Here is a 22,896-nt window from a genome sequence, read left to right as displayed (position 1 = left end):
CGCGCTACCGGGGCTGTTTGTATTCCATGATCTTGCGGTGGGTTCCGTGCAGGCGGTGCCAGAAATGCTCGGCGATGCCGGTGCTTTCGGCCAATTTTCCAAGAATGGAAAATAGGGCCGGACGTAGCCCCAAACGAGGGCTCAATCGCAGCAGTTGCAGTGGATAGAGCAGCAAGAGCAGTAGCGCCCAGGGTGAGAACAGCATGGCCAGAAGGAGCGCGCTTCCTGGCAGTACCATCCCCCACAATACCGCGCGGCGGGTTTCTTTGACCCAGTGGCGTTCTTGTGCCTTGCCATGCAGCGCGGCACCGGCCGCAAAGGCATATCCGGCGCGGCGGCTGCGTATCCACCACTGACGAAACCGGGTCATCTGGGCGTCGTGCAGGGTCATCTCTGCCTCAAGCCGCCAGATTTTCCAGCCCTCGCGGCGCAGGCGCAGGCAGAGTTCGGGCTCTTCCCCGGCAATAAGGTCTTCGCGGTAGCCCGAGACCGCGCGCAGCGCCGAGAGCCGCATCAGGGCATCGCCACCGCAGGCCAGGGCCTCACCGATGGGGGTGTCCCATTCCGCGTCGCAGATCTGATTGTAGATAGAAGCTTCGGGAAAGCGTTCGCGGCGGCGGCCACAGACCACGGCAACGCGCGGGTTCTGGCGCAAAAACTCGGCGGCCTGCGGGATCCAGGCGGCATCGACCTCGCAGTCGCCATCGACCAGCTGCACAAAGCCCTCTTGCGTGCTCAACTCTGCCAAGCCGGCATTGCGGGCGCGGGCGGCGGTAAAGGGCCGCGTCATATCCAGTGCCACCACCTCTACCCCAAGGCTGCGGGCAGCGGCAACCGACCCATCGCTGGAGCCGCTGTCGACATAGATCAACCGTTGCACCTGCGGTTGCAGCGAGGCCAGGCAGGCCAGCAGGCGTGTGCCTTCGTTGCGGCCTATCACAACCGCGCTTATAGCAGGGGGCTGCTCTGGGGGGGCGTTAGTCATCCGGCACCTTTATGGGCACTTTGCGGGGCCTCTGCTGACTGGCCTATCGCGGTGGCAAAGTCGGGATCCCGCAGCAAAAAGCCCTGTTCTTGCAGGGCGGCAATACCGGGGAAACGCTGGGCACTGGCGGACCAGAGGCTAAGATCCGGGTTTTCACGCAGGACCATAAGGCGCTGACGGTCTTCGCCGTGACCAATCGCCCCCTGTTCCACAGAGGCGTGATCGCGCGCCAGCGCGTCATTGGCAAATTTGTAGTGCTTGATCAGCGCGCTCATCGGGGCCAGCCGCAGCCCGCAGGAAGCATGCGGATGCACGGCGGGGGCGACGTCGGGGCCAACAAAGATCAGCGGGTGTTTGCTCAGGCAGCAGTTTTCGCCAAAGACCTTGCCGCGCAGCCCCCCAAACAGGATCTGTGGCGCATGGGCCGGGGGGATGTTCTGGCGTAGGAAATAGGCCAGTCCACTGTCTTCGCTGTGGTAGTCATAAGCTGAAACCGTGCTGATATCGCAGTAGCAGAACTGTTGCAGCACCATTTCATAAGGCAGGTTGGCCAGGCTGCGCAGCGGTGTCTTTGGGACCATCTCCAGCATCTGGGCCATCAGCCCGGAATAGCCGTGATCCGCCAGATAGCGGGTCAGACCTGCAAGACCGATCGAGGCGCTGCCTTCAAAGTCAAATAGTTCATCCATGTCGACAATCAGGCACCAGCGATTGCGGGCGTAGCGTTTGGCGGCATAGTTGCGGAAGTCGTTTTCAAACTGGCCCCAGGGCAGTTTCGACTGCAGGATCACCACCCCCGGCTGCTGGCGCAATCGCGCCAGGGTGTCATCGCTGGAGCCATTGTCGAAAAAGACAAAATGCGCCACCCCAAGGCGGCGGTAATGTTCAAAAAACGGTTCCAGATAATAGGCCCCATCGCGCACCAGCGCGACCAGAACCACCTCATCCGCGGCTGCGACCCTGTGTCTGGCTCCGTGCAGGTGGCGCACAGAGGCTGAAAAGCGCATCTGATGCCGCAGACGGGCAAGCCGTTTCCTAATGCGCCCCAAGAGCGATGGCCGGTCGGGGTGGTCCGTCATGCGTTTGATCCAGATACTAGCCTTGGCTTGGGGTAGACTAAACCCTTGGCGGTGTTTCGAAAAGGGCGCATGACACGAAGGGTTCCCCCGCTGGCCTGTCTGCCAAGGGGGGCAGGCTGCCCCCGCTTGTGGGGGGCTTCAGTAATCGCGTTTGAAGAACAGGCCAAAGCCGCTTTCGCCCTGGTTGTCGACAGTGCCGGTGACGGTGACGCTATCGGTCAGATCCACATTGAGGCTCAACTCGCTGTCGCCACGGGTGTTGACGTTGAAATCGGTATAGGCCTTGTCGCTGATGTAGCCGCCAATCCCCAGCAAGCCCGAGCCGATGTTATCCAGCCCCAGTTCGACCTTGTCGGCACCTGTCTTGTCACGCAGCGCGTTCTTGTTGCCCAGGCCCCGACCGCTTAGCTGCAGCGCCGAGTTGGCCAGGCGTGCCAGCGCCAGCGGTGACAAATCATCCAGGTTGTCACCAAAGAGCAAGAGCGCCAGCGCCTGATCGCTGGGGCGTGGCGGATCAGAGGTGACCTTGATCTGGGGCGCGTCAATTGCGCCGGTGATTTCAAGCGTGGCGGTGCCGGTCGAGGTGCTGGCGGAGGATCTGAATTCCAGATAGGGTTTCAGATCGCCCAGCAGGGTAATGCGGCCCTCGTCCAATTCAAGCCGTCGCCCCAGAATGTCAAAGGTGCCGCGCACCAGGCTGATCTGCCCCGAAGGTGCCAGGGCTGCGGTATTGCCGCGCAGATGGACCTGCCCGCCCAATTCCGCGTTCAGGCCGCGCCCACGGGCATAGATCCGGCCCGGTGCGTCGATGATCACATCCAGGGCGAGGCTCCCGGCACCACCACTGCTGGCGCCGCTTTGGATCAGTCCGGCACGGACGCGGGTCTGTCGGACGGCGCGGGGTTCATTGATATGGCGCAGCGGCGGAATAGGTGCAGCAGAGACCGATCCGCCAGCCGTATTGAGGTTGATCGTGGTCTCGCCGATATCGATGCGTCCGCTCAATCTGCTGTTGCTGGCCAGCTGTCCCGTCAGATCGAGATTCCCGTTTACAATCGTTTTATAGATTAGCTTATCCGTCAGCACTGCTTCCTGAATGGCGATGTTGAGGGCGCCTTCAAAAGGCGGGGTCAGGGATACAGGGCCGCTCACGCGCAGGCTGCCACCATCGCGCGGACGGGCCGAGATCTCTATCTGCGCGCGGGAATCTTGCAGCGTCACCGTGGCACCAATGTCATCAAGCCGTTGCGCCGCGGCGGGCAGGGCCAGCGACGCCCCGGCGGTGGTGATCTTGCCACGCAGCGCAGCAAGGCTGGGCGGCCCCTTCAGCGCCAGGTCAAAACGCGCGGTGCCTTTTAGCAGGTTGGGCTTGATAAAGGGGTTTGCCCCCTCCAGCCGGGCCGTGCCACTGCTGCTGATATCAGCTTCACCGCTGGCTTCATCAAAGCTGCCAGAAAGTTCAGCTTCGGCGCCTGCCGGGGCCTTGGTGCTGGCGTTGATCTGCCATCGGGCATCCCGGCGCTGGATCTCGCCGGTTGCGGTCAGGGTGCCGGGCAGGTCCGGCACAAAACGCTGCAGGTCTTTCAGGCTGGCGTCAAAGGTGAAATCGGCGGCCCCATCCAGTGTGGCCTGGCCCTCCAGGTCCGCAAAAGAGGCATTTGGTCCCTCAAGACGCAGGGTGCCGCTTAGGCTGTCGCCGCTGCGGGTGACCTCGCCTTGCAGGCCCAGTGGTCCGGACATCTGCGGCAGCAGCGGATTCAGATCCTTGAGGCCTGCGTTCAAGGACAGCGCGCCGTCCGTGCTGTTCAGCCGACCGCTGGCCTGGGCCGTGATCAGGCCACTGTCGAGTTGAAAATCTTCGATTGCCAACCCCGAGGCATCGCGCCCACCTGCAAAGGTCAGCGCAAGGCTGCCGCCGGTCAGGCGGTCAAGTTCGGCCAGGCCAGTTGTCAGCCCCTGACCTTGCAGCGCCAGATCAGTGTCAAACGCACCGGACAACGGCGTAAAGCCCCCTTTGAGCTGGGCCTGTAGCGCCCCCTCCAGCGGGCGGTCGGCCAGCGCAGAAAACCGTGCCAGACTGGCAGCGCCCAGACGCAGATCGGCTGCAACCTCCAGTCCGGCATCCAGACCGTGAAAGGCCAGATCGCCGCTGGCCTGATAATCTTCGCCCTGCAGGAGCAGATCTGACAGGGCCAGCGCCCCTGGCCCTTCGGAGGTGAGATTGGTCGAGAGCGAGATATCGCTCCCGATGGCTGCTGCAAGGGCGGGATCGCGCAGGTTCAGCCCCGTAAGATTGGCCTTTATATCACCGTCAAGCGAAAGCGGCGCGCCCTCAGCTTGTTGCAGCAGGCCCTGGGCGCTGATGCTGCCCTGCGAAATCAACGCCTGCGGGTGGCTGAGCTGGCGCAGATCGGCATTGATAGACCAGGGGCCGTTGCTGGTTTTTTGCGCCAGAATCTCGGCCTGGGCCAGGGTGGTATCGGCGCCGGGCAGTGGCAACATCACCGCTGTCTGCCCCTGGGGCGCTGTGATGCTTGCGCGCAGATTGGCGGTGTCCAACTGGCCAGCTGGTGTCATCGACAGGGCACCCGACAGATGCAGCGCGCGGCTGAGCAGCGCAAAACTGTCCAGTGTCAGGCCTGCGCCATTGGATGCAGTGGTTCCGCGCAGGGTCAGCCGCAGGTCTGGCCCAAAGAAGGGGCGAAAATCGGGTTGCAGCAGCACATCGATATCTCCGCCAAGATCGGCGGCAAAGCCGATGCCCCCGGCAGTGGGCGCTGTTGTGTCGGTGGTGGTGTCGGCTGACTGGGTGGGCTGTGCCTTCAGCACGACCTCACCGGCCAGACGTTCGCTGCCATTCGTCGCCAGAGCAATCTTGGCGGTGAAGTCCTTGACCGGGCCGCTGCCCGCTGCCGTAAGCTGCAGGCTGGGGCGGCCGGGCAGTTGCAGGCTGGTGGCGATCAGCCCGTCTGCGGCTTCGGACAGGTCCAGATCCAGATCAATCTGGCGGCTTTCATTGCTGTATCCGGCTAGCAGCCGCAGTTTGTCGCCGGGCTTGTCCAGCCGGTTTACCTTTAGCTCAGTTTTCAGGCTGCCATCGGCGAGTTTCAGATTGCCATTGAGGTTGAGCGTGGCCGCAAAGCCAAGCAGCGGCTGCCCCAGCTCAATGCGCTCCAGACTGATCTCGCCCAGCTCAACCGAGACGGGCAGCTCTGGCAATTGAAAAGGCGTGGCCTCGGGGGGGGGCAGGCTGGGGTCTTCTGGCAGGGGCTGCGGTGCCCGAAGCACCTTGATTTCGGCGGCGGTCAGATGATTGACCTGAAACTCGCCGCGCAGCAGTGCCAAGCGGTTCCAGTCCAGCTCGGCCTTGGTCAGTTCCAGCCAGACCCCGGCCTCATCCGCGACCGTCAGCTGTTCGATGCTCGCCTGCGAGGAAAAAGCGCCGCTTAACCCGCTGACGGTAATGAACTGATTGTCGCCCGACAGGTTGTCCTGCAGAAAGCTTTCCAGGAAACTTGGCTCTGCGTCGCTGTCTTGTGCGGCCAGCGGGACGGGGCCGGTCAGGCACAGGGCTGATGTGACCAGTATCGCCGTGCGAAGGGGGGAAAGATGTCGCATCAAAAGGCCTGCCCGATACCAATGTAAAACTGCAATCCGTCGCTGCTGTCGCCATCCACCGGATAGGCAAAATCCACCCGCAGTGGCCCGATCCCTGCCACATCATAGCGCAGGCCTAGTCCGGCGCCAGAGTGGTGCTGCGACGCGCTGGACACAAAAGGGTCGCTATCCACATAGCCGATGTCGAAAAATCCGACCAGCGAAAGCTTGTCGCTCAGCTTGCCACGGAGTTCTGCCGAGAGGGCAAGGTAGCCACGCCCACCCACCGAGGCATTGCCAACCGGAATGCCCAGCGACTGATATTCGTGCCCGCGCACAGATCCCGACCCGCCGGAAAAGAACAGCAATGTCGGAGAGGCATTGCTGAGCGAAGGCCCGATCAGTGCGCCCAGCTGCGCCCGGCCTGCCAGGACAATACGGTCATCGCTGCCAAACCCATGATAAAGCCGCCCGTCCATTTTGACCTGTAGCCCAGAATCCGTGCCATCAATCCCGATAAAGGGCATCAGCCGCGCGTCGATGAAATAGCCGGCTGTTGCGTTGATCTGGCTGTTGCGCTGGTCATATTCGGCCCGAAACAAACCTGCGACAAATTTGAAACGCCGCTTGCCAAAGGCATCGCGGGCCAGAATGCTGCTGCCGCCGATAGCCGCCTCTGCAAAGAACTGATCCGAAAACACCCTTCGGACCCCGATACCAGCCGTTGCTTGGGTCGCGGAATAATGCTCTTCGTCCAGGCGCTCGACCTCGAGCAGGTAAAACAGGTTGTCATCAGGGCCAAGCGTTGCTGGACGATCCAGCCGCAGGGCAATGCGCCCACCGATGTCATTGCTGCCGCCCAGACCGGTGATCCGGCTTTCAAAGCGCAGTTTCTCGGCGCCGCCAAACAGGTTGCGATGCATCCAGGTCGCAGTGAGTTCTACCCCATCAGAGGAGCTGATCTCTGCGCCAAAGGACAGGCGCCGCGGTGGCATGTCTTCGACTTTGGCCACATAGTCGAGGGTGCCATCGGGGTTGGCCTGGGGGTGCGGCTGCAGCGTGACAGTCGAAAACGCACCGGTGCGGCGCAGGCGGGTGGCGGATTTGGCCAGCAGGTCGGGATGGTAGACTTCTCCGCTGGGCAGGCTGGCAATGCGCTGGATCGCTGCTTCTTGCACCGCACTGGGCGTGGTGAGAATCAATTTCCCAAAGCGCAAGCGTGGTCCCGGTGTCAGTGCCAGTCGGGCATCCAGCCTGGCGGCACGGTGATCTGCGGTGATGGCCTGTTGGCCCAGGCGGGCCTGCGGATGCCCGGCTCGTTGCCAGGCCTCTACACCTGCGGCGGTCACATCGCGCAGGACCCCGGTCTTGGCGGGCTGCCCGGTGGCAAAACTTTCGGGAATTTCGACTTCGCTGGGCGACGGCCAGGGGCTAATCTGGGCACGGCCAAAGCGGAAACTTGGGCCAGGCACCACGGTGATCTGCACCTGATTGATTTGGCGCGGTGCGTTCAACGGTTGGATCTGCGCCGCCTCGCGGCCGTCGATCCGGATGTTCACCTGCGGCGAAAAATGCCCCGCATCATAGAGCACCTGAACCAAAGTGCGATAATCCGACAGGGCAGCGGCCAGCAGCTCTTGCGGATCAACGGCATCCTGAGCCGCCAAAGAGGCCGAGGCCCCCTGTAAGCGCTGGCGCAGTGCATCCGATGCACCCGGAGCGGTTAAAACGGCTTCGGCACTCTGGCCTGGGTTGGGCAGGGTGAGCACAGCAAGGCAAAGCGACAGGGACAAGCGCGTAAGCCTGACCGAGAACAGAGGCGAAGTAGCCGTGCACAGAGCCTTGCGCAGGGGCGAATATAGAAACATGGGCACTCCGGGCAGCGTGCAGGGGCGGGCGCAGATCACCTCCCCAAAGGTTGCAGGGCAGACCAACCTATTAAGGGCAGCGTCGTGGTGTTCCGGAGAGACTAGCAGAGCAGGGCACAAGGTAAAGTGGTCAGGTGCCAGATGCCGGAAAAGTCAGCCGATGCGGCGATAACTTGCGTGGCGATCCTATGCGCTCCTGGTGGGGGCTGTGGCGGCAGGCAAGTTATCGCCGCCGGGAAAGCGTAGGGAGCAATTACATTTGGGCGTTCTTGAACCAGCGGCGGATCGCGGCACGATCTGCGGGCTCCATATAGGTGATATTCGCAGGGGGCATCGCATCGGTCACTCCGGCATGCAAAAACACGGCTGCGGCCTGGCGGGCAAGGTCTGCTTCGGTTTCCAGCAAGACCCCCTTTGGGGCGGTGCGGATGCCATCCCAAAAGGGTTCGCGCGCGTGGCACATGCTGCATCGGCCCAGCACAATGTCATGTACCTCTGCGAAGCCCTCGGCCTGGGCCATCACCTGTGCGGTGCCGGTCAGCGCCGCCTGCTCTTCGGCTTCGCTGTCATGTTCCAGCCCCAGGGTGGACAGGATGATGACCGCAAGGAACAACAAGATGGTCACCAGCCATGTCCAGGTGGGATTGCCGGTGCCCGCATGTTTGGTGTTGAAGTAATGGCGGATGGTCACCCCCATCAGGAACACCAGTGCCGCAATCAACCAGTTGTAATCGCTGGCAAAGGCCAGGGGGTAGTGGTTTGATAGCATCAGGAAGATCACTGGCAGGGTGAGATAGTTGTTATGGGTCGAGCGCAGTTTGGCAATCTTGCCGTACTTGGCATCCGGCGTGCGTCCGGCCTGCAGATCCGCCACGACGATGCGCTGATTGGGCATGATGATAAAGAATACATTTGCCGTCATGATGGTGGCGGTAAAGGCCCCTAGATGCAGCATCATCGCCCGGCCGGTAAAGACCTGGTTGAGCCCATATCCCATCGCCACCAGCAAGCAAAACAGCAGCAGCATCAGCAGGGTGGGGCGCGCCGCCAGGCTGGCAGTCTTGCACAGGCGATCATAGACCAGCCAGCCAATCGACAGGGTCGCGGCCGAGATGGTAATGCCTTGCCACAGGCTCAGCTCGGCTTTGGCCTGGTCGATGAGGTAAAGTTCTCCGCCGACCCAGTAGACCACCATCAAAAGGGCAAACCCCGATAGCCAAGTGCTGTAGCTCTCCCATTTGAACCAGATCAGATGTGCGGGCATTTCGGCCGGGGCCACCAGATACTTGCGGATGTGATAAAAGCCGCCGCCATGCACCTGCCATTCTTCGCCATGGGCACCAACGGGCAGATCCGGGTTTTTGCGCAGCCCCAAGTCCAGCGCGATGAAATAAAAGGAGGATCCGATCCAGGCCATGGCCGTGATCACATGCAGCCAGCGGATGGCAAAGCCCAGCCAATCCCACATCATCAGAATTTCATACATGCCGTGCCCTCTGCCTTACGATTTGGTCTGCGCCGTGACGCGATGGGGTTTCCCCAATGGCTACCCTAGGCAAACCGAAGTTTATTCGGTATTCCAGTAAACTTCCAAGCTGTATCAAAAAAAACAAGAAGAATGGTGCCGCGGTGGGATATGGGCCCGGCGGGCGCAATGATTGAGCATGAAATGACTGGGGGCGTATGTCTTATCTCGACAATATCCGAACCTTTGTAAGGGTCTATGAACTGGGCTCCATGTCGGCGGCAGGGCGGGATCTGCGCGTCTCTCCGGCGGTCACCTCGGCGCGGATTTCGCAGTTGGAGGACTACCTTGGGGTGCGTTTGTTCCAACGTACCACCCGCAATCTGACTGCAACCGAGCAAGGCCAGGCGTTTTATGCCGGGGCGGTTGCGGTGCTGGACACCGTGGCCCAGGCCGAGGCCCAGGTCATGCATCTGACGGATACCCCGCGCGGCAGCCTGTTTGTGGCCGCCCCCCTTGGTGCCGGACGACGGCTGGTCGCACCCGAAGTGCCTGAATTTTTGGCACAATACCCAGAGATCAAGATGCGGCTAAGGATGTCTGATCGCAGCGTCGACCTGACTACCGAGGGGCTGGATCTGGCGTTCTTTCTTGGCCAGCCAGAGGATAGCAACCTGCGCATTCGCAAGATTGCCGATTGCCAGCGGGTGCTCTGTGCGGCCCCCGGTTATATCAACCGTCATGGTGCCCCCCGCAGTGGTGCGGATCTGGTTGGCGGGGCGCATAACTGTTTGAACCTGCGCTATCCCGGCGCCAGCGAGTTCCAGTGGATGCTGCAAAGCGATGAGGGGCCAAAACGATTTGCGGTTTCGGGGCGCTATGAATGTGATGACGGCGATGTTCTGACCGATTGGGCGCTGGCGGGCGAGGGAATCGCGCTGAAGCCGGTGTTCGAAGTGGCTGAGCACTTGACCTCTGGTGCCCTGGTGGCGGTTGCAGAAGAGACGCCGCCGGTTTCCGTGCAGATGGCCTGTCTTTATACTCATCGTCGCCATCAGGATCCAAAAACGCGTCTGTTCATGGATTTCATGACCCAACGGATGGGGGCCTCGGTGCGCGCGGCTGAGGCTTTGGCCTTTGGGGCGACAAAAGCTGCCGGTTGATCTGGAAGCTTGTCAAAGGGGGGCTCCCGCCCCCGGTTGTAGGCCCTGGCGGGCCCACCCCGGCGTTGGGCCCGGCGCCGCTGCGCGGCGCAGGGCGCTGTTTGGCCTAGGCTGGTATTGCCTTGGCCCAGGGTCTGGTGCGGTTGGAGCTTGGGCGAAAAGAAAGAAATTTGCTGAGAAGCGCTTCAGGGGGCGATCTGCCCCTGAAGACGCCTGAGCGAGTGTATCTGTGTTCTGCCCGCCTCAAGGGCAAGCCGGGCGAGGCCCGGCGGCTGCGCCGCCCTTGACCCGGTCACAACACGGCAGGCGGAGGGTGCGGGCAGTCAGCTGCCGCGATAGGTTGAAAAGCCAAAGGGCGAGAGCAGCAGCGGTACATGGTAATGTGCGCTGGCGTCATTGATGCCGAAGCGGATCGGCACCTGATCGAGGAACAGCGGGTCGGCATCAGCCTGGCCGGTTGCGCGCAGGTAGCTGCCCGCGTCAAACACGAGCTCATAGGTACCGCAGGCAAAGGCGTCTTGCGGCAGGATCGGGCTGTCAGTACGTCCGTCTGCATTGGTGGTCATTGTTACCAGTTTGCTGCGCGTCTCGCCCTGCAGCTGGTAGAGGGTGATGGGCAGGTCGGCGGCGGGGCAGCCCCGGGCAGTGTCCAGAACATGTGTCGTCAGGTATCCGGTCATTTGGGCGTTGCTCCTTGTTGCAGTGCTGCTTTTTCCTGCACCAGTTCCATTTCTGCTGCAAACACCCCCGTTTTGACAGTGTATTCGGGAATATTTGAAAACCAAGCCGCCTGTTTTGCAATAGCAAGGAATGACAAGGGGCTTTGCAGGGTGTCACATGTCGCTGCAGGCCAGAAGTGAAGAGAGAGACGCAGCCCATGAACCGATATCCGCGCAATATGATTGGCTATGGGGCGCAGGCCCCGAATGCAGCCTGGCCGGGCGACGCCCGTGTGGCGGTGCAATTTGTGCTGAACTATGAAGAGGGCGGCGAGAATTGCACGTTGCATGGGGATGCCGCCTCTGAGGCGTTTTTGTCCGATATCGCCGGGGCGGCCCCCTGGGAGGGGCAGCGCCACTGGAACATGGAATCCATCTATGAATATGGTGCGCGCGCTGGGTTCTGGCGGCTGCATGACATGTTCACCCGCGCTGACATTCCGCTGACCATTTATGGCGTTGCCACCGCGCTGGCACGATCCCCCGATCAGGTAGCCGCGATGAAGGCCGCAGGCTGGGAAATCGCCAGCCACGGTCTGAAATGGGTCGAACACAAAGAGATGCCCGAGGCGGAAGAACGCGCCGCCATTAAAGAGGCCGTCCGGCTGCATACCGAAGTTGTCGGCTCTCGCCCGCGTGGCTGGTACACCGGGCGATGCAGCAGCAACACGGTACGTCTGGTGGCCGAAGAGGGAGGTTTCGACTATGTGTCGGATGCCTACGACGATGACCTGCCCTACTGGCTGGAGGTTGGCGCGCGCGATCAGCTGGTGATCCCTTACACGCTGGAGGCCAATGACATGCGCTTTGCCACAGCGCCGGGTTATATCACCGGAGAGCAGTTCTTTCAGTATCTGAAGGATGGTTTTGATCTGCTTTATGCTGAGGGCGCCGCAGGGGCGCCGAAGATGATGAACATCGGTCTGCACTGCCGTCTTATCGGACGTCCTGGCAAGGCCGCTGGCCTGAAGAAGTTCATCGACTATATCCAGGACTTTGACGGAGTCTGGTGCCCGCGCCGGATCGAGATTGCCGAGCATTGGGCCAAGCAGCATCCGCATCAGCGGCGTGAACGCCCCAGCCAGATGGACTTGGCGCGGTTTGTCGAGGTCTTTGGCGGTGTTTTTGAACATTCTCCCTGGATCGCCGAACGCGCCCATGGGCTGGAGCTGGGGGCGGCGCATGATACGGCGGGCGGGGTGCATAATGCGCTGTGCCGGATGTTTCGGTCCGCGAGCGAGGAGGAGCGCCTGGGGGTGCTGACCGCGCACCCGGATCTGGCGGGCAAACTGGCGGCGGCCAAACGGCTGACGGCAGAAAGCACATCCGAGCAGGCCAGCGCCGGGCTGGATGCGCTGACAGATGCTGAACGGGCGCGCTTTGGCCAACTGAATGAGGCCTATGTCAACAAACACGGGTTTCCCTTCATCATTGCGGTGCGCGACTATGACAAGGCGTCGATCTTGGCGGCCTTTGAACAGCGCATCGACAACAGCCGCGAGGTAGAATTTTCCGAGGCCTGCAGGCAGGTGGAACGGATTGCCGAATTTCGCCTGCGCGATCTGGTGCCCGCATGACACGCGCCGATGACCGGATCCTGATACAGCCGATCAGCGCCGGGGGCTTTGCCCCCTATGGTGATTTGCTGGAGGTGACTGGCGCGCCGGACAAGCTGATCAATCAGGGGCTTTGTGGGCGGTACCATGATCGTGCCCAGCTGGATTTTGCGGATGGCCGCGCCGGGGTCAGCCTGTTCAAGGCTGAACCACGCGACCTGCCGATGCCGCTGGCAATGATGGAACGTCACCCCGAGGGCAGTCAGGCCTTTATCCCGATGAGCGAACATGGCTTTCTGGTTATTGTCGCGCCGGATGTAGATGGCGGGCCGGGGCAACCCCTGGCCTTTGAAACCCAGCCAGGGCAGGCGATCAACTTTCATCGTGGCACCTGGCATGGGGTGCTGACCCCGCTGCAGGCGCCGGGAATCTTTGCGGTAGTGGACCGGATCGGTATGGGGGCCAACCTGCAGGAACATTGGTTCGACACCCCCTATGTGGTGGCGCGCCGAGAATAGATGCAGACCCGGAAACCAACCGCCCGGCAGAAGGTGGTGGTTTCCACTATGACCAACAGAACGAGGAAAAATAGAATGGCTGATGGATCAATAGGGAGCCCGGCACAGCTGCGGGATCCGAATTTCACGCCGCCCCTGGCGCGGGCGGTGCCGCTGGGCATCCAGCATGTGCTGGCGATGTTTGTGTCGAACGTGACGCCCGCGATCATTGTCGCGGGGGCGGCTGGCTTTGGCTTTGGCTCCAACTCGCCGGATTTTCCGGAACTGTTGTATCTGATCCAGATGTCGATGCTTTTTGCCGGTGTGGCGACCCTGTTGCAGACTGTGACGCTGGGGCCTGTGGGCGCGGCGCTGCCGATTGTGCAGGGGACGTCCTTTGCCTTTTTGCCGATCATGATACCGCTGGTGGCGGGCAAGGGTGTTGACGGTCTGGCGGCGCTATTTGGCGGGGTGCTGATTGGCGGTATCTTTCATGGGATGCTGGGGCTGGTGATCGGCAAGATCCGCTTTGCGCTGCCACCGCTGGTGACAGGGCTGGTGGTGACCATGATCGGTCTGGCGCTGGTCAAGGTTGGCATTCAATATGCGGCCGGCGGGGTGCCTGCGATTGGCACGCCTGAATATGGCTCTTTGTTGAATTGGTCGGCAGCCTTGGTGGTGATCTTTGCCACCCTTGCGCTGAAGTTCTTTGCGCGTGGCATGCTGTCGGTTTCGGCCGTTCTGCTGGGGCTGATCGTGGGCTATATCTATGCGCTGCTGATGGGCATGATCACGTTTGACGCGATCGGGAACAGTTGGTCGCGTGCCGCTGGTTTTGCGCTGCCGGTGCCGTTCAAATATGGTTTCGAGTTCTCTTTTGCAGCGATCCTGGGCTTTTGCCTTATGGCCTTTGTGTCGGCGGTTGAAACGGTTGGCGATGTCAGCGGCATCACCCGTGGCGGCGCCGGGCGCGAGGCGACAGACAAGGAAATCGCTGGTGCGACCTATGCCGATGGCCTTGGCTCGGCGGTGGCCGGGATCTTTGGCGGCTTGCCCAATACCTCGTTCAGCCAGAACGTCGGGCTGATTGCCATGACCGGGGTGATGAGCCGCCATGTGGTGACCATTGGCGCCCTGTTCCTGATCCTCTGCGGTCTGGTGCCAAAGGTTGGCGCGATCATCCGCACCATCCCGATTGAGGTGCTTGGCGGCGGTGTCATTGTGATGTTTGGCATGGTTGTTGCAGCGGGCATTTCGATGCTGTCGGATGTGGATTGGAACCGGCGCAATATGGTGATCTTTGCCATCGCTCTTTCGGTTGGTCTGGGGCTGCAGCTAGAGCCGGGCGCGGTGCAATATCTGCCCGGTACGCTGAAGGTGCTGATGACCAGTGGCTTGCTGCCGGCCGCACTGATTGCCATTGTCCTGAATTTGATCCTGCCCGCCGAGTTGGCGGATGAGGCCACCGAAGAGGTTTCAGGTGGGATGGCCGGTCATGGCGACGGTAGCCTGCCCGGAGAGTAATCCCCTGGTGCCAGATTGAACGGGGCACTCCCGCCCAATCTGGGACAATCAAAGATTGGCCCAGATCCGTTGGGCCCAGCGCCGCGCTATCGCGCGGCGCTTTTTTTTTGCTGAGAAGCCCTCAATGGGCAGCCCTGCCCAGTGAGGGCCTTGGCGAGGATAACGGGCCTCATCCCGCCTCAAGGGTGAAGCGCGCTGGCGCGCGCCAGCCTAGGCTGCCCTTGACCCGGGCTGTGGCAAGACGGAAGGTGGTTGCCGAAGCGGGGGCGCCGGATTGAACTGGGGTCAGGGGCGGGCCATTAGGCGGGCGACATCAAGCATGCGCGCGGAAAAGCCCCATTCGTTGTCATACCAGCCAAAGACCCGTATTTGCTGCTCGCCAACCTGGCGCAGTTCAGGGGCGGCCAGTACCAGGGATTCTGGTCGGGCGCGCAGATCCGAAGAGACCAGCGGCATTTCGGTCCAGCCCAGGACCTCGGTTGCGGCGGCCCCGGATTTGAGCGCGGCGGTGAAGTCGGCCATCTGCATTGGCTTTTGCAGTCGCGCCACCAAATCGACAGCCGAGACACTGGCGGTTGGCACCCGCACGGCGGCACCGCTGATCCGGCCTCTCAGGTGCGGCAGCACCTCGTCGATCAGATGGGTGGCCGAGCTGGTGGTCGGCACCATCGACAGGGCCCCTGCGCGCGAGCGGGCAAAATCGCCGCGTGGGGCATCCACCATGGGCTGCGAGTTGGTATAGCAGTGAATGGTGGTCATATGGGCGCTGTCGATGCCGCCGATTTCATCCACCAGCTTGACCAGTGGTGCCAGCCCATTGGTGGTGCAGGAGGCATTGGAGACGATGCGCGCGGTGCCAAGCTGGTCGTGGTTGACACCATAGACCAGTGTCTGTTCTGCAGCCGGCGACGGGCCTGATATCAGTACCTTGGCCGCACCTGCCGCCAGGCCGCGTTGGGCAACATCAGAGCTGCGGGCGATGCCGGTACAGTCCAGCACCACATCAACACCCGAGAGATCAACCCCTGTCAGGTCTGCCTTGTGATGCAGCGGGATCGAGCGGCCCAACACCCGCAGCTGTCCGTCACCGTGTTCAACCGGGTGCGAAAAGGGGCCAAAGGTGCTGTCATATTGAAACAGATAGGCGCACATCTCCAGCGGCGCAATGTCGTTGATGCATGTCACCTCTATCCCATCGCCGCGCGATGTGGTGAGGATCTGGCGTAGGATGGCGCGGCCAATGCGGCCAAATCCGTTGATGGCAATTTTCATGAGAGCAGGTCTCCGGGGCTCTGCATGTCCGGCAAAAGGAAAGGGCAGAGGTCTTCAGGGGCAGATTGGATAGGGCTGGCAGTGCGGCGCAGGCGCGCTAGTCCTGCGGGCAGATCAGAGTGGCGAAATAGCTGCCGGAAATATCGCGGTATAGCGTGTCGCGATTGGCGCTGCATCCGGTGGCGCTATGAAAGGCGCGAATGGCCTGGCGCACGCTGAGCACAGCTGGCGGGCGTTTGGGCAGCAGTTCTGTATTGAGCCTGGTGGCCCTGTAAAAGCCGGGAGCCTCCTCTGCCGGGTTGACATGCCAGGTACGTCCCAAGACAGAAACCGATTTGGTTTCTGCCGTGTCCTTGGCGCTGGCGGCCAGGGGGGGCAGGCTTGCTGCAAGGGCCAGGACAAGGCCCAGGCGAAGGGCTTTGCCCAGGCGGGCTACAGGCTTACCTGTCTCCAGATTCCGGATTAGGCCGCATGGCTGTGTGCTCTGTCTCATGCTCCAAGGCTCCCACTGGGTGAAAAACATTGACCACAGCCTAGCGTGACGATCTGGCTTTGCAATGGGCATCCCTGCCAAGTGCGGCAAAGAAAGCGACAGGGATGCAGGTTTTTTGGCGGGTGCCAGTTTGCGACGGTGCCGGGGCTACAGGCCGAGAGGCATATGTCTGTTGACGTCCTTGTACAGCAGGTAGCGGAACGGACCCGGCCCGGCGGCGTAGCAGGCCTGGGGGCAAAAGGCGCGCAGCCACATGAAGTCGCCGGCTTCGACCTCGACCCAATCTTGATTCAACCGGTATACTGCCTTGCCCTCAAGCACATAGAGACCGTGTTCCATCACATGGGTTTCCTCAAAGGGAATGACGCCGCCGGGTTGGAAGGTGACGATCGTGACATGCATATCGTGCGACATGTCTTCGGGATCCATGAAGCGGGTGGTGGCCCAGCGGCCTTCGGTGTCAGGCATCACACTGGGAGCGATGTCCTGTTCCTTGCAGACAAAGGCCTGCGGTTTGGACAGGCCGGGTGCTGCTTGCCAGCGTTTGCGGATCCAGTGAAAGCTGGCGGCTGCATCGCCGGTGTTGTGCAGGCTCCAGCTGCTGCCGGCAGGCAGATAGGCAAAGCTGCCGCTGGTTAGTGTGTGGTGGGTGCCGTCGATGGTGATCTCTAGCGCGCCATCGGTGACAAAGAGACTGCCCTGGGCCGCGCTATCGCTTTCCGGCGTGTCAGAGCCGCCACCGGGCTGCAGTTCGACGATATACTGCGAAAAAGTCTCAGCAAAGCCTGTCAGCGGTCGAGCGATCACCCACATGCGCATTCCTTCCCAGCTGGGCAGGTAGGAGGTGGTAATATCGCGCATCGTACCCTGGGGCAGCACTGCATAGGCATCGGTGAAAACCGCGCGTCCTGTCAGCAATTGCTCCTGGCCGGGGTGGCCGCCTTTGGGGGTGAAATAGCTGCTTTGGGTCATCCTGGTCCTCGTTCAATCCGGCGCGCTATGCCGCGTGCCTGTCGCGTCGTCCCTGGTGCGGGTGTGGCACATTGGGGGCTTGTCTTCGCGACTATGCTCTGGCTTTGACCCGGCTCCTAGCGGCACAAGGAGGATAGCTTTCTTCGTGATTTTTTGAAAACAGGTCCCAATGTGGGGGGGGCCGGGAAACCAGCCAGTCTGCTTGCCGGGTGATGGCAAGCAGCAGGCGTCAAAACGCACTGATCTGGTTACAGATCTTCGACCACATTGGTCTGGCGCAGATCCGCGGCACAGATTTGCAGGGCCTGTAGCAGGGCTTCGGTGTTTTTGCCGGTATCGCTGCCGCGCGGTGCAGAGCTGCCAACCACCACAGGGGTTTGGCCGGGGCGCGATACCGGGACAGCATAGCCGATGATGCCGGGTTCAAATTCGCTATCGGTGAGGCAATAGCCCTGGCTGCGTGCCTTGGTGATCTGCGGCAAGATCTCTGCTGCGTCGCGCCGTGATTGTTCAGTGTGCTGCGGGATGTCGGCGCTTTCTAGCAGGGCAGCGGCCTCTTCCTGCGCGAGGCAGGCCATCAACATCCGGCCCAGGCTGGTATGAACCAGCGGGATATGTGCGCCAGCGGTGAACCCATAGGTGATGGGGCCATGTTCGGTGGTGGATTGGGCCAGCAAAAGGACTCGACCTTGGTCAAGCGTGGCCAAGCTGACCTCGGCGTCGATCTTGCGTGCGTGCTGGTTGAGGATGGGTTGCACCCGGCGGCCAAACTGGTTGGCCTGCAGAAAGCCGCCTGCCAGTGCCAATACCCGTGGGGTCAGCGATAGCATGCGGCCTTGCTGGCGCAGATAGCCGGCCTGCACCAGGGTTAGCGCGCCGCGCCGCGCCGTGGCACGATCCTGCCTGGTGCGGCGTGCGATTTCCGCCAGCGTCATGCTGGGGGTGGCGGCATCAAACACGGCCAGAACAGCCAGGCCTTTGGCAAAGCTCGAGGAAATATTGCGGTCTTGTTCTGGTTTGGTCATGGTCCGGTCGCTTGTATTGTCTGAAGGGCAGGGGAGGCTTGGCCTTGACAATGGCCGGTACACATCGCAAAAGTTGATCGTATTTAACATCATAAGTACGTATAACGAACCAAGTCAAGTCTGTTTTACTAGGCAGATCCCTATAGGTCCATCGCAAGAAGGAAAGCCAGCCATGATTAGCCAGGAAATGAACGACAGCCTCACCCGGGTTGGCAAAGGCAGTGATGCGGGCGAGGTACTGCGGCGATACTGGCAGCCTGCGGCGCTGCTGGATGAGCTGGACGGCCCGCGCCCGGTGGTGCCGGTACGGCTGTTGGGCGAAGATCTGGTCCTGTTTCGCGATAGCGAAGGGCAGTTGGGCCTGATCGGGCGGCACTGCCCGCATCGTGGTGCTGACATGTGTTTTGGTCGCCTCGAAGACAACGGGCTGCGCTGTCCTTTTCATGGTTGGCATTTCAATCGCGCGGGTCAATGCGTGGAACAACCCGGAGAGCCGGAAGGCAGCCGGATGCATGAAAAGATCCAGAACACGGCCTATCCGGTGGTCGAACGCAATGGGATCATCTGGGCCTATATGGGGCCCGGCACGCCGCCGGAGTTTCCGGCTCTGGACTGCTTTCGCGCGCCCAGCAGCCATGTCTTTGCCTTCAAGGGCCTTTGGGAATGCAACTGGCTGCAGGCAATGGAGGTTGGCATCGACCCGGCGCATGCTTCGTTCCTGCACCGGTTCCTGCAGGACGAAGACCCGGCCGAGGCCTATGGCAAGCAGTTTCGCGACACCGCCGGAAATACCGAAATACCGATGACCAAATTGCTGCGCGATTTCCCCCGGCCCGAAATCATCGCGGAAGAGGCAGATCACGGGCTGAAGGTGACCGCGCTGCGTGATCTGGGCGATGGACGCACCCATGTGCGCATCACCAATCAGATCTTTCCCGAAGCGATCTGCATCCCCATGTCGCGCGAGATGACCATCACCCAGTGGCATGTGCCGATCGATGATGAAACCTGCTATTGGTATTCCATGTTCACCAGTTTTGATCAGCCGGTGAATAAAGAGCTGATGCGCGAACAGCGCCTGAAGGAGCACCGCCTGCCGGATTATGCACCGCTGAAAGGGCGTCATAACAACTATGGTTTCGATCCCAAAGAACAGGCAACCGAGACCTATACCGGCATGGGGCTGGATATCAACGTGCATGACCAATGGGCAGTAGAAAGCATGGGGCCCATCCAGGACCGGACGCAGGAACACCTGGGTAAGACCGATGTTGCCATCATCCGCTACCGTCGCCAGTTGCGCGCCGCCATTGCGGCGGTGAAAGAAGGTCGCGACGCTGATCTGCCAATGCACGGCGGGCTGGACCTTGGTACCGTTTTTGGGCCAGTTTCCAACGACTCGATTGCGCAGGATGGTGATTGGGAGCGCGCGGCGCAGGAGGCTGACCTCCAGCGTCGCGGTGCCTGCCCCTGGAATGCCAAGGTCTAGGCGACCTGCCAGTGCATCACGAAAGACGGATCCCGGAGGCAGCCAGTGGGCTGTCGCCGCAATATAAGGCGGAAAGTGCAATGGCTGAAGATCTGGCAACAGGGCGCTTGGCGCGTGCGGGGCTGCTCAGCCCAGAGGCGTTGGCGCAGGCCAGCGAGGTTCTGGCCGAAGCGCGTGCTGCCGGCCTAGAGACGCTGCGGGTGCTGATGGTGGATCAGCACGGTATCCTGCGGGGCAAGACCCTGGTGGCTGACGCCTTTGAGGGGCTGTTTCGCTCTGGGCTCAACATGCCCTCGACGCTGCTGTTGAAAGATACCTCGCATCGCACGGCCTTTGCGGTCTGGGGCGCGGGGGGCGAGGCCGACGACCAGGGATTTGAACCGATGCGTGGCGCGGGCGACATCCTGTTGGTGCCCCGCCCCGAGACATTTCGCATCCTGCCCTGGTCGCCGCATTCTGCCTGGATTCTGTGTGAGACAACGCAGTCCGACGGCACGCCGATTGGTTTTTCCTCGCTTGAGGTGCTGCGCCGGGCCGAGGCCGATTTGCAGGCCGAGGGAATGGAGGCGATCTTTGGGCTGGAGGTCGAATTCCAGGTCTTTGAGCGCCAGGACAGAGGGCTGGACCACGGGCAAAGCACCATGCCCGGCGCGCCTATTGCCACCCGCAACCTGACCCAGGGCTATCAGTATCTGACAGAAACCCGCTATGGCGATTGCGAAGCGATGCTGGACCAGATCCGCCGCAATGCCCAGGCGCTGGGCCTGTTGGTGCGCTCGGTCGAGATCGAGATGGGGCCGAGCCAGTTTGAATTCACCTTTGCGCCGCTGCCCGCCGTGCAGCAGGCTGACGCCATGGTGATGTTTCGCACCATGGTCAAAGAGGTCTGCTCCCGCGCCGGGTTCCACGCCAGTTTCATGGCCAAGCCGCGGTTGGAGAATGCCATGGCAAATGGCTGGCACCTGCATCAATCCCTGGTGGATCGTGCAAGTGGGCGCAACCTGTTTGAACCCAATGCTGACGGCAGTCTCAGTGTCGCGGCCTCGGGCTGGATTGCAGGGCTTTTGACCCATGCAGAGGCCTGTTCGGTGATGATTGCGCCGACGGTGAACAGCTATAAACGCTATCTGCCGTTTCAGCTGGCACCGGATCGGATCCAGTGGGGGCAGGACAACCGTGGGGCCATGCTGCGCGTCTTGATGCAGCCGGGCGATGCGGCCTCGCGCATTGAAAACCGCGCGCCGGACAGTTCCGCCAATCCCTATTATGCCATTGCCGCCCAGATCCTGGCCGGCTCTGCCGGGATGGCCGCAGGACTGCAGGCGCCGCCTGCAACCACCTCTCCCTATGAAGGGGCGGCGGCGCGGCTGCCGCGTTCTTTGGGGCAGGCGCTGGGGGCTTTTGAGGGCTCGGATCTGTTTGCCACCACCCTGGGGCTGGATTTCGTCAGCTATTTGTCGCAGCTGAAACGGTTTGAATGGGATCGCTATCTCAATACTGTCAGCGAATGGGAACAGGCAGAGTATTTCAACCTGCTATAGGCCGTGTTTGCACGGGCTTCGGCGTGCTTTTGCGTCTTGAACGCACCTCTGGGCGCTGGTACTTTGTGCCCCTGTCTATGGCAGGCCCAGGCGGCATGTGCCTTCGATCCCGATCAGACCAAGATTGGATCGGAACCACCCCCCGATCTGGATGGCCAGACCTAGATAGGTAAGCGATCTGGATAGGCAAAAGACAGGATGACAGTGATGAAATTTACCGAAGAACACGAATGGCTGGATGTGGATGGCGATGTGGTGACTGTTGGCATCACCGCCCATGCCGCCGAGCAGCTCGGCGATGTGGTCTTTATCGAACTGCCAGAGGTTGGCGATGAATTTGCCAAGGACGACGAGATCGTGGTGATTGAATCGGTCAAGGCGGCTTCGGATATTCTGTCGCCGTTGGATGGTGAAGTGGTCGAGGTGAATGAAGCCCTGACCGAAACCCCCGGCAAGGTAAACGATGACCCGCAGGGCGATGCATGGTTTTTCAAGCTGAAGGTCGAAGACCTCTCTCCGATGGAAGACTATATGGACGAACGCGCCTACAAGGCCTTTATCGGCTGAAGATGCTTCCCCGTTGCACCCAGTGTGCAACGGGGAATTGGCATCAGTAGCCGCGCTGCCGGTCAACCAGATGCAGCAGCGGCTCTTCTGCGCCCAATCGGCGGAAATTTTCGGTCACATCCCCCAGGGCATCGCCCAGATGCCAGCCAGAGACATGCGGTGTGATGGTGATCTTTGGGTGCTGCCACAGGGGGTCTGACGCGGGGAGAGGTTCGCGGCACAGTACATCCAGCACCGCGCGGCCCGGTGTGCCGCGATCCAGCGCCGCAATCAGTGCGGCCTCATCCACCAGATCGCCGCGCCCGGCATTGATCAGGGTGGCACCGGGTTTCATCGCCGCCAGGCTTTCGGCATTGATCAACGCGCGGGTCTGCGCGGTTGAGGGCAGGATGGCGCAAACATAATCACAGTGCCCCAACATCGGTATCAGCGTGGCGCGGCCATGGTGGCAGGTCACGCCGGGGATCTCCTTGGCAGAGCGGCTCCAGCCGTGCACGTCAAAGCCGAGATCGCGCATCAGCAGCGCCGTCTGATTGCCGATATGGCCCAGCCCCAGCACCCCGACGCGGGTTTTGTGATTTTGTTTTGGCGCCAGCGGTTCCCAGGCGGCGCGGGCCTGGCTCTCGGCGTGGGCTGCAATATTGCGTTGTGCATGCAGCACATAGGCCAGGCAATACTGGGCAATCTCGCGGGCCGGTTCCAGTGGTTTCAGCCGTGCCACCTGCACCTCTGGGGCGATGGCGGGGTGGGCGACGATGGTTTCCACCCCGGCGCCCAGTTTCTGCACCAAGGCCAGGTTTGGCAGTTTGGCCGGTAGGTCTGCCGCCAGCGCTGAAACCGCCAGCATGGTGATATCGGCCAGATCTCCGGGGGCGTCCAGGGTGCGAATATCGGCTTCTGGCATTTGTGCGCGCAGTTCCTGTGCCAGTTCGTCGTCCTTGTACCAGCCGTCGTGCCCAATGTTCACCAAGAGCGCCATGCCCGTTCCTTTCCGTTGTTTTTCCTTTGTCAGCCAATAACGTTCCGTCACTGCGCTGGACAGATCTTGCCAGACTAAGCCATGGTTTTTGCTAAAGTGAAAGCG

19 protein-coding genes are annotated in these 22,896 nt (G+C 61.4%); 7 read left to right on the top strand and 12 right to left on the bottom strand.

Annotated elements, in window-relative coordinates:
* Positions 1-4: 4 nt before the first annotated feature.
* The 5 genes from P2081_RS03120 to P2081_RS03100 form a co-directional block, all read right to left on the bottom strand.
* Complete coding sequence (locus tag P2081_RS03120) at positions 5-985, bottom strand: glycosyltransferase family 2 protein (protein ID WP_278921405.1); 981 nt, start codon at positions 983-985, stop codon at positions 5-7.
* Positions 982-2,064 carry a glycosyltransferase family 2 protein gene (locus tag P2081_RS03115; protein WP_278921404.1) on the bottom strand — a complete coding sequence of 361 codons (1,083 nt, stop codon included), beginning with the start codon at positions 2,062-2,064 and terminating at the stop codon, positions 982-984. Before P2081_RS03115 ends, P2081_RS03120 begins: the two co-directional genes overlap by 4 nt.
* Before the next feature lie 138 nt (positions 2,065-2,202).
* Entirely contained in the window at positions 2,203-5,682 is a 3,480-nt protein-coding gene (locus tag P2081_RS03110; protein WP_278921403.1) for a translocation/assembly module TamB domain-containing protein, read from the bottom strand.
* Positions 5,682-7,529 (bottom strand): autotransporter assembly complex protein TamA, encoded by a 1,848-nt coding sequence (locus P2081_RS03105; protein WP_278921402.1) that lies wholly within the window; start codon positions 7,527-7,529, stop codon positions 5,682-5,684. The genes P2081_RS03110 and P2081_RS03105 overlap by 1 nt, the downstream gene beginning before the upstream one ends.
* A gap of 253 nt (positions 7,530-7,782) precedes the next feature.
* Complete coding sequence (locus P2081_RS03100) at positions 7,783-9,015, bottom strand: urate hydroxylase PuuD (protein ID WP_278921401.1); 1,233 nt, start codon at positions 9,013-9,015, stop codon at positions 7,783-7,785.
* A 197-nt stretch (positions 9,016-9,212) separates the two neighbouring features.
* Here P2081_RS03100 and P2081_RS03095 point away from each other — a divergent pair, with 197 nt between their 5' ends.
* On the top strand, positions 9,213-10,157 hold the full coding sequence (locus tag P2081_RS03095) for a LysR family transcriptional regulator (RefSeq protein WP_278921400.1): 945 nt from the start codon (positions 9,213-9,215) through the stop codon (positions 10,155-10,157).
* 323 nt (positions 10,158-10,480) lie between these two features.
* Here the strand turns inward: P2081_RS03095 and uraH are convergent, their stop codons facing one another.
* Together uraH and P2081_RS03085 are read right to left on the bottom strand one after the other, a co-directional pair.
* Positions 10,481-10,837, bottom strand: coding sequence for a hydroxyisourate hydrolase (gene uraH / locus P2081_RS03090; RefSeq protein ID WP_278921399.1), 357 nt, complete (start codon positions 10,835-10,837; stop codon positions 10,481-10,483).
* Positions 10,834-10,974 carry a hypothetical protein gene (locus tag P2081_RS03085; protein ID WP_278921398.1) on the bottom strand — a complete coding sequence of 47 codons (141 nt, stop codon included), beginning with the start codon at positions 10,972-10,974 and terminating at the stop codon, positions 10,834-10,836. The genes uraH and P2081_RS03085 overlap by 4 nt, the downstream gene beginning before the upstream one ends.
* A gap of 60 nt (positions 10,975-11,034) precedes the next feature.
* Here P2081_RS03085 and puuE point away from each other — a divergent pair, with 60 nt between their 5' ends.
* The 3 genes from puuE to P2081_RS03070 all read left to right on the top strand — a co-directional run bounded on the left by puuE (position 11,035) and on the right by P2081_RS03070 (position 14,453).
* The gene (gene puuE / locus P2081_RS03080; protein WP_278921397.1) at positions 11,035-12,453 is read left to right on the top strand and encodes an allantoinase PuuE; all 1,419 of its coding nucleotides are present in this window, start codon (positions 11,035-11,037) and stop codon (positions 12,451-12,453) included.
* A complete protein-coding gene (locus P2081_RS03075; RefSeq protein ID WP_278921396.1) occupies positions 12,450-12,950 on the top strand; it encodes an ureidoglycolate lyase in 501 nt (166 codons plus the stop codon). Before puuE ends, P2081_RS03075 begins: the two co-directional genes overlap by 4 nt.
* 75 nt (positions 12,951-13,025) lie before the next feature.
* The gene (locus tag P2081_RS03070; RefSeq protein ID WP_278921395.1) at positions 13,026-14,453 is read left to right on the top strand and encodes a uracil-xanthine permease family protein; all 1,428 of its coding nucleotides are present in this window, start codon (positions 13,026-13,028) and stop codon (positions 14,451-14,453) included.
* A gap of 285 nt (positions 14,454-14,738) precedes the next feature.
* On the opposite strand, the gene P2081_RS03065 is transcribed toward P2081_RS03070, so the two are convergent.
* The 4 genes from P2081_RS03065 to P2081_RS03050 all read right to left on the bottom strand — a co-directional run bounded on the left by P2081_RS03065 (position 14,739) and on the right by P2081_RS03050 (position 18,215).
* Positions 14,739-15,725, bottom strand: coding sequence for a type I glyceraldehyde-3-phosphate dehydrogenase (locus P2081_RS03065; protein ID WP_278921394.1), 987 nt, complete (start codon positions 15,723-15,725; stop codon positions 14,739-14,741).
* A gap of 97 nt (positions 15,726-15,822) precedes the next feature.
* Positions 15,823-16,218: a hypothetical protein gene (locus tag P2081_RS03060; protein ID WP_278921393.1), complete on the bottom strand. Its 396-nt coding sequence runs from the start codon at positions 16,216-16,218 to the stop codon at positions 15,823-15,825.
* Positions 16,219-16,365: 147 nt separating this feature from the next.
* Positions 16,366-17,190, bottom strand: a complete 825-nt coding sequence (locus tag P2081_RS03055; protein ID WP_278921392.1) for a bifunctional allantoicase/(S)-ureidoglycine aminohydrolase — start codon at positions 17,188-17,190, stop codon at positions 16,366-16,368.
* 248 nt (positions 17,191-17,438) lie between these two features.
* Complete coding sequence (locus tag P2081_RS03050) at positions 17,439-18,215, bottom strand: IclR family transcriptional regulator (RefSeq protein ID WP_278921391.1); 777 nt, start codon at positions 18,213-18,215, stop codon at positions 17,439-17,441.
* Positions 18,216-18,387: 172 nt separating this feature from the next.
* Between P2081_RS03050 and P2081_RS03045 the strand changes: the two genes are divergently transcribed.
* From P2081_RS03045 to gcvH, 3 genes are all read left to right on the top strand, one after another.
* Positions 18,388-19,704: an aromatic ring-hydroxylating dioxygenase subunit alpha gene (locus P2081_RS03045; RefSeq protein WP_278921390.1), complete on the top strand. Its 1,317-nt coding sequence runs from the start codon at positions 18,388-18,390 to the stop codon at positions 19,702-19,704.
* Between the two features lie 80 nt (positions 19,705-19,784).
* A complete protein-coding gene (locus P2081_RS03040) occupies positions 19,785-21,245 on the top strand; it encodes a glutamine synthetase family protein (protein WP_278921389.1) in 1,461 nt (486 codons plus the stop codon).
* 207 nt (positions 21,246-21,452) lie between these two features.
* Positions 21,453-21,812, top strand: coding sequence for a glycine cleavage system protein GcvH (gene gcvH, locus P2081_RS03035; RefSeq protein ID WP_278921388.1), 360 nt, complete (start codon positions 21,453-21,455; stop codon positions 21,810-21,812).
* Between the two features lie 43 nt (positions 21,813-21,855).
* On the opposite strand, the gene P2081_RS03030 is transcribed toward gcvH, so the two are convergent.
* Positions 21,856-22,791: a 2-hydroxyacid dehydrogenase gene (locus P2081_RS03030; protein ID WP_278921387.1), complete on the bottom strand. Its 936-nt coding sequence runs from the start codon at positions 22,789-22,791 to the stop codon at positions 21,856-21,858.
* Between the last annotated feature and the right edge of the window lie 105 nt (positions 22,792-22,896).

The sequence above is a fragment of the Pseudophaeobacter profundi genome (genome assembly GCF_029697505.1).
GTDB lineage: Bacteria > Pseudomonadota > Alphaproteobacteria > Rhodobacterales > Rhodobacteraceae > Pseudophaeobacter > Pseudophaeobacter profundi.
Note: the sequence above shows the minus strand (reverse complement) of the source record. Positions and strands in the feature narration are given on the sequence as shown.

Bases quoted from the DNA above. Each gene is read 5' to 3' on its own strand.
- P2081_RS03045 (WP_278921390.1), top strand. From the start codon at position 18,388: ATGATTAGCCAGGAAATGAACGACAGCCTCACCCGGGTTGGCAAAGGC.
- P2081_RS03040 (WP_278921389.1), top strand. From the start codon at position 19,785: ATGGCTGAAGATCTGGCAACAGGGCGCTTGGCGCGTGCGGGGCTGCTC.
- P2081_RS03060 (WP_278921393.1), bottom strand. From the start codon at position 16,218: ATGAGACAGAGCACACAGCCATGCGGCCTAATCCGGAATCTGGAGACA.
- P2081_RS03075 (WP_278921396.1), top strand. From the start codon at position 12,450: ATGACACGCGCCGATGACCGGATCCTGATACAGCCGATCAGCGCCGGG.
- P2081_RS03030 (WP_278921387.1), bottom strand. From the start codon at position 22,791: ATGGCGCTCTTGGTGAACATTGGGCACGACGGCTGGTACAAGGACGAC.
- P2081_RS03105 (WP_278921402.1), bottom strand. From the start codon at position 7,529: ATGTTTCTATATTCGCCCCTGCGCAAGGCTCTGTGCACGGCTACTTCG.
- P2081_RS03100 (WP_278921401.1), bottom strand. From the start codon at position 9,015: ATGTATGAAATTCTGATGATGTGGGATTGGCTGGGCTTTGCCATCCGC.
- uraH (WP_278921399.1), bottom strand. From the start codon at position 10,837: ATGACCGGATACCTGACGACACATGTTCTGGACACTGCCCGGGGCTGC.
- P2081_RS03110 (WP_278921403.1), bottom strand. From the start codon at position 5,682: ATGCGACATCTTTCCCCCCTTCGCACGGCGATACTGGTCACATCAGCC.
- P2081_RS03050 (WP_278921391.1), bottom strand. From the start codon at position 18,215: ATGACCAAACCAGAACAAGACCGCAATATTTCCTCGAGCTTTGCCAAA.
- P2081_RS03070 (WP_278921395.1), top strand. From the start codon at position 13,026: ATGGCTGATGGATCAATAGGGAGCCCGGCACAGCTGCGGGATCCGAAT.
- P2081_RS03115 (WP_278921404.1), bottom strand. From the start codon at position 2,064: ATGACGGACCACCCCGACCGGCCATCGCTCTTGGGGCGCATTAGGAAA.
- P2081_RS03120 (WP_278921405.1), bottom strand. From the start codon at position 985: ATGACTAACGCCCCCCCAGAGCAGCCCCCTGCTATAAGCGCGGTTGTG.
- P2081_RS03095 (WP_278921400.1), top strand. From the start codon at position 9,213: ATGTCTTATCTCGACAATATCCGAACCTTTGTAAGGGTCTATGAACTG.
- P2081_RS03055 (WP_278921392.1), bottom strand. From the start codon at position 17,190: ATGACCCAAAGCAGCTATTTCACCCCCAAAGGCGGCCACCCCGGCCAG.
- P2081_RS03065 (WP_278921394.1), bottom strand. From the start codon at position 15,725: ATGAAAATTGCCATCAACGGATTTGGCCGCATTGGCCGCGCCATCCTA.
- gcvH (WP_278921388.1), top strand. From the start codon at position 21,453: ATGAAATTTACCGAAGAACACGAATGGCTGGATGTGGATGGCGATGTG.
- puuE (WP_278921397.1), top strand. From the start codon at position 11,035: ATGAACCGATATCCGCGCAATATGATTGGCTATGGGGCGCAGGCCCCG.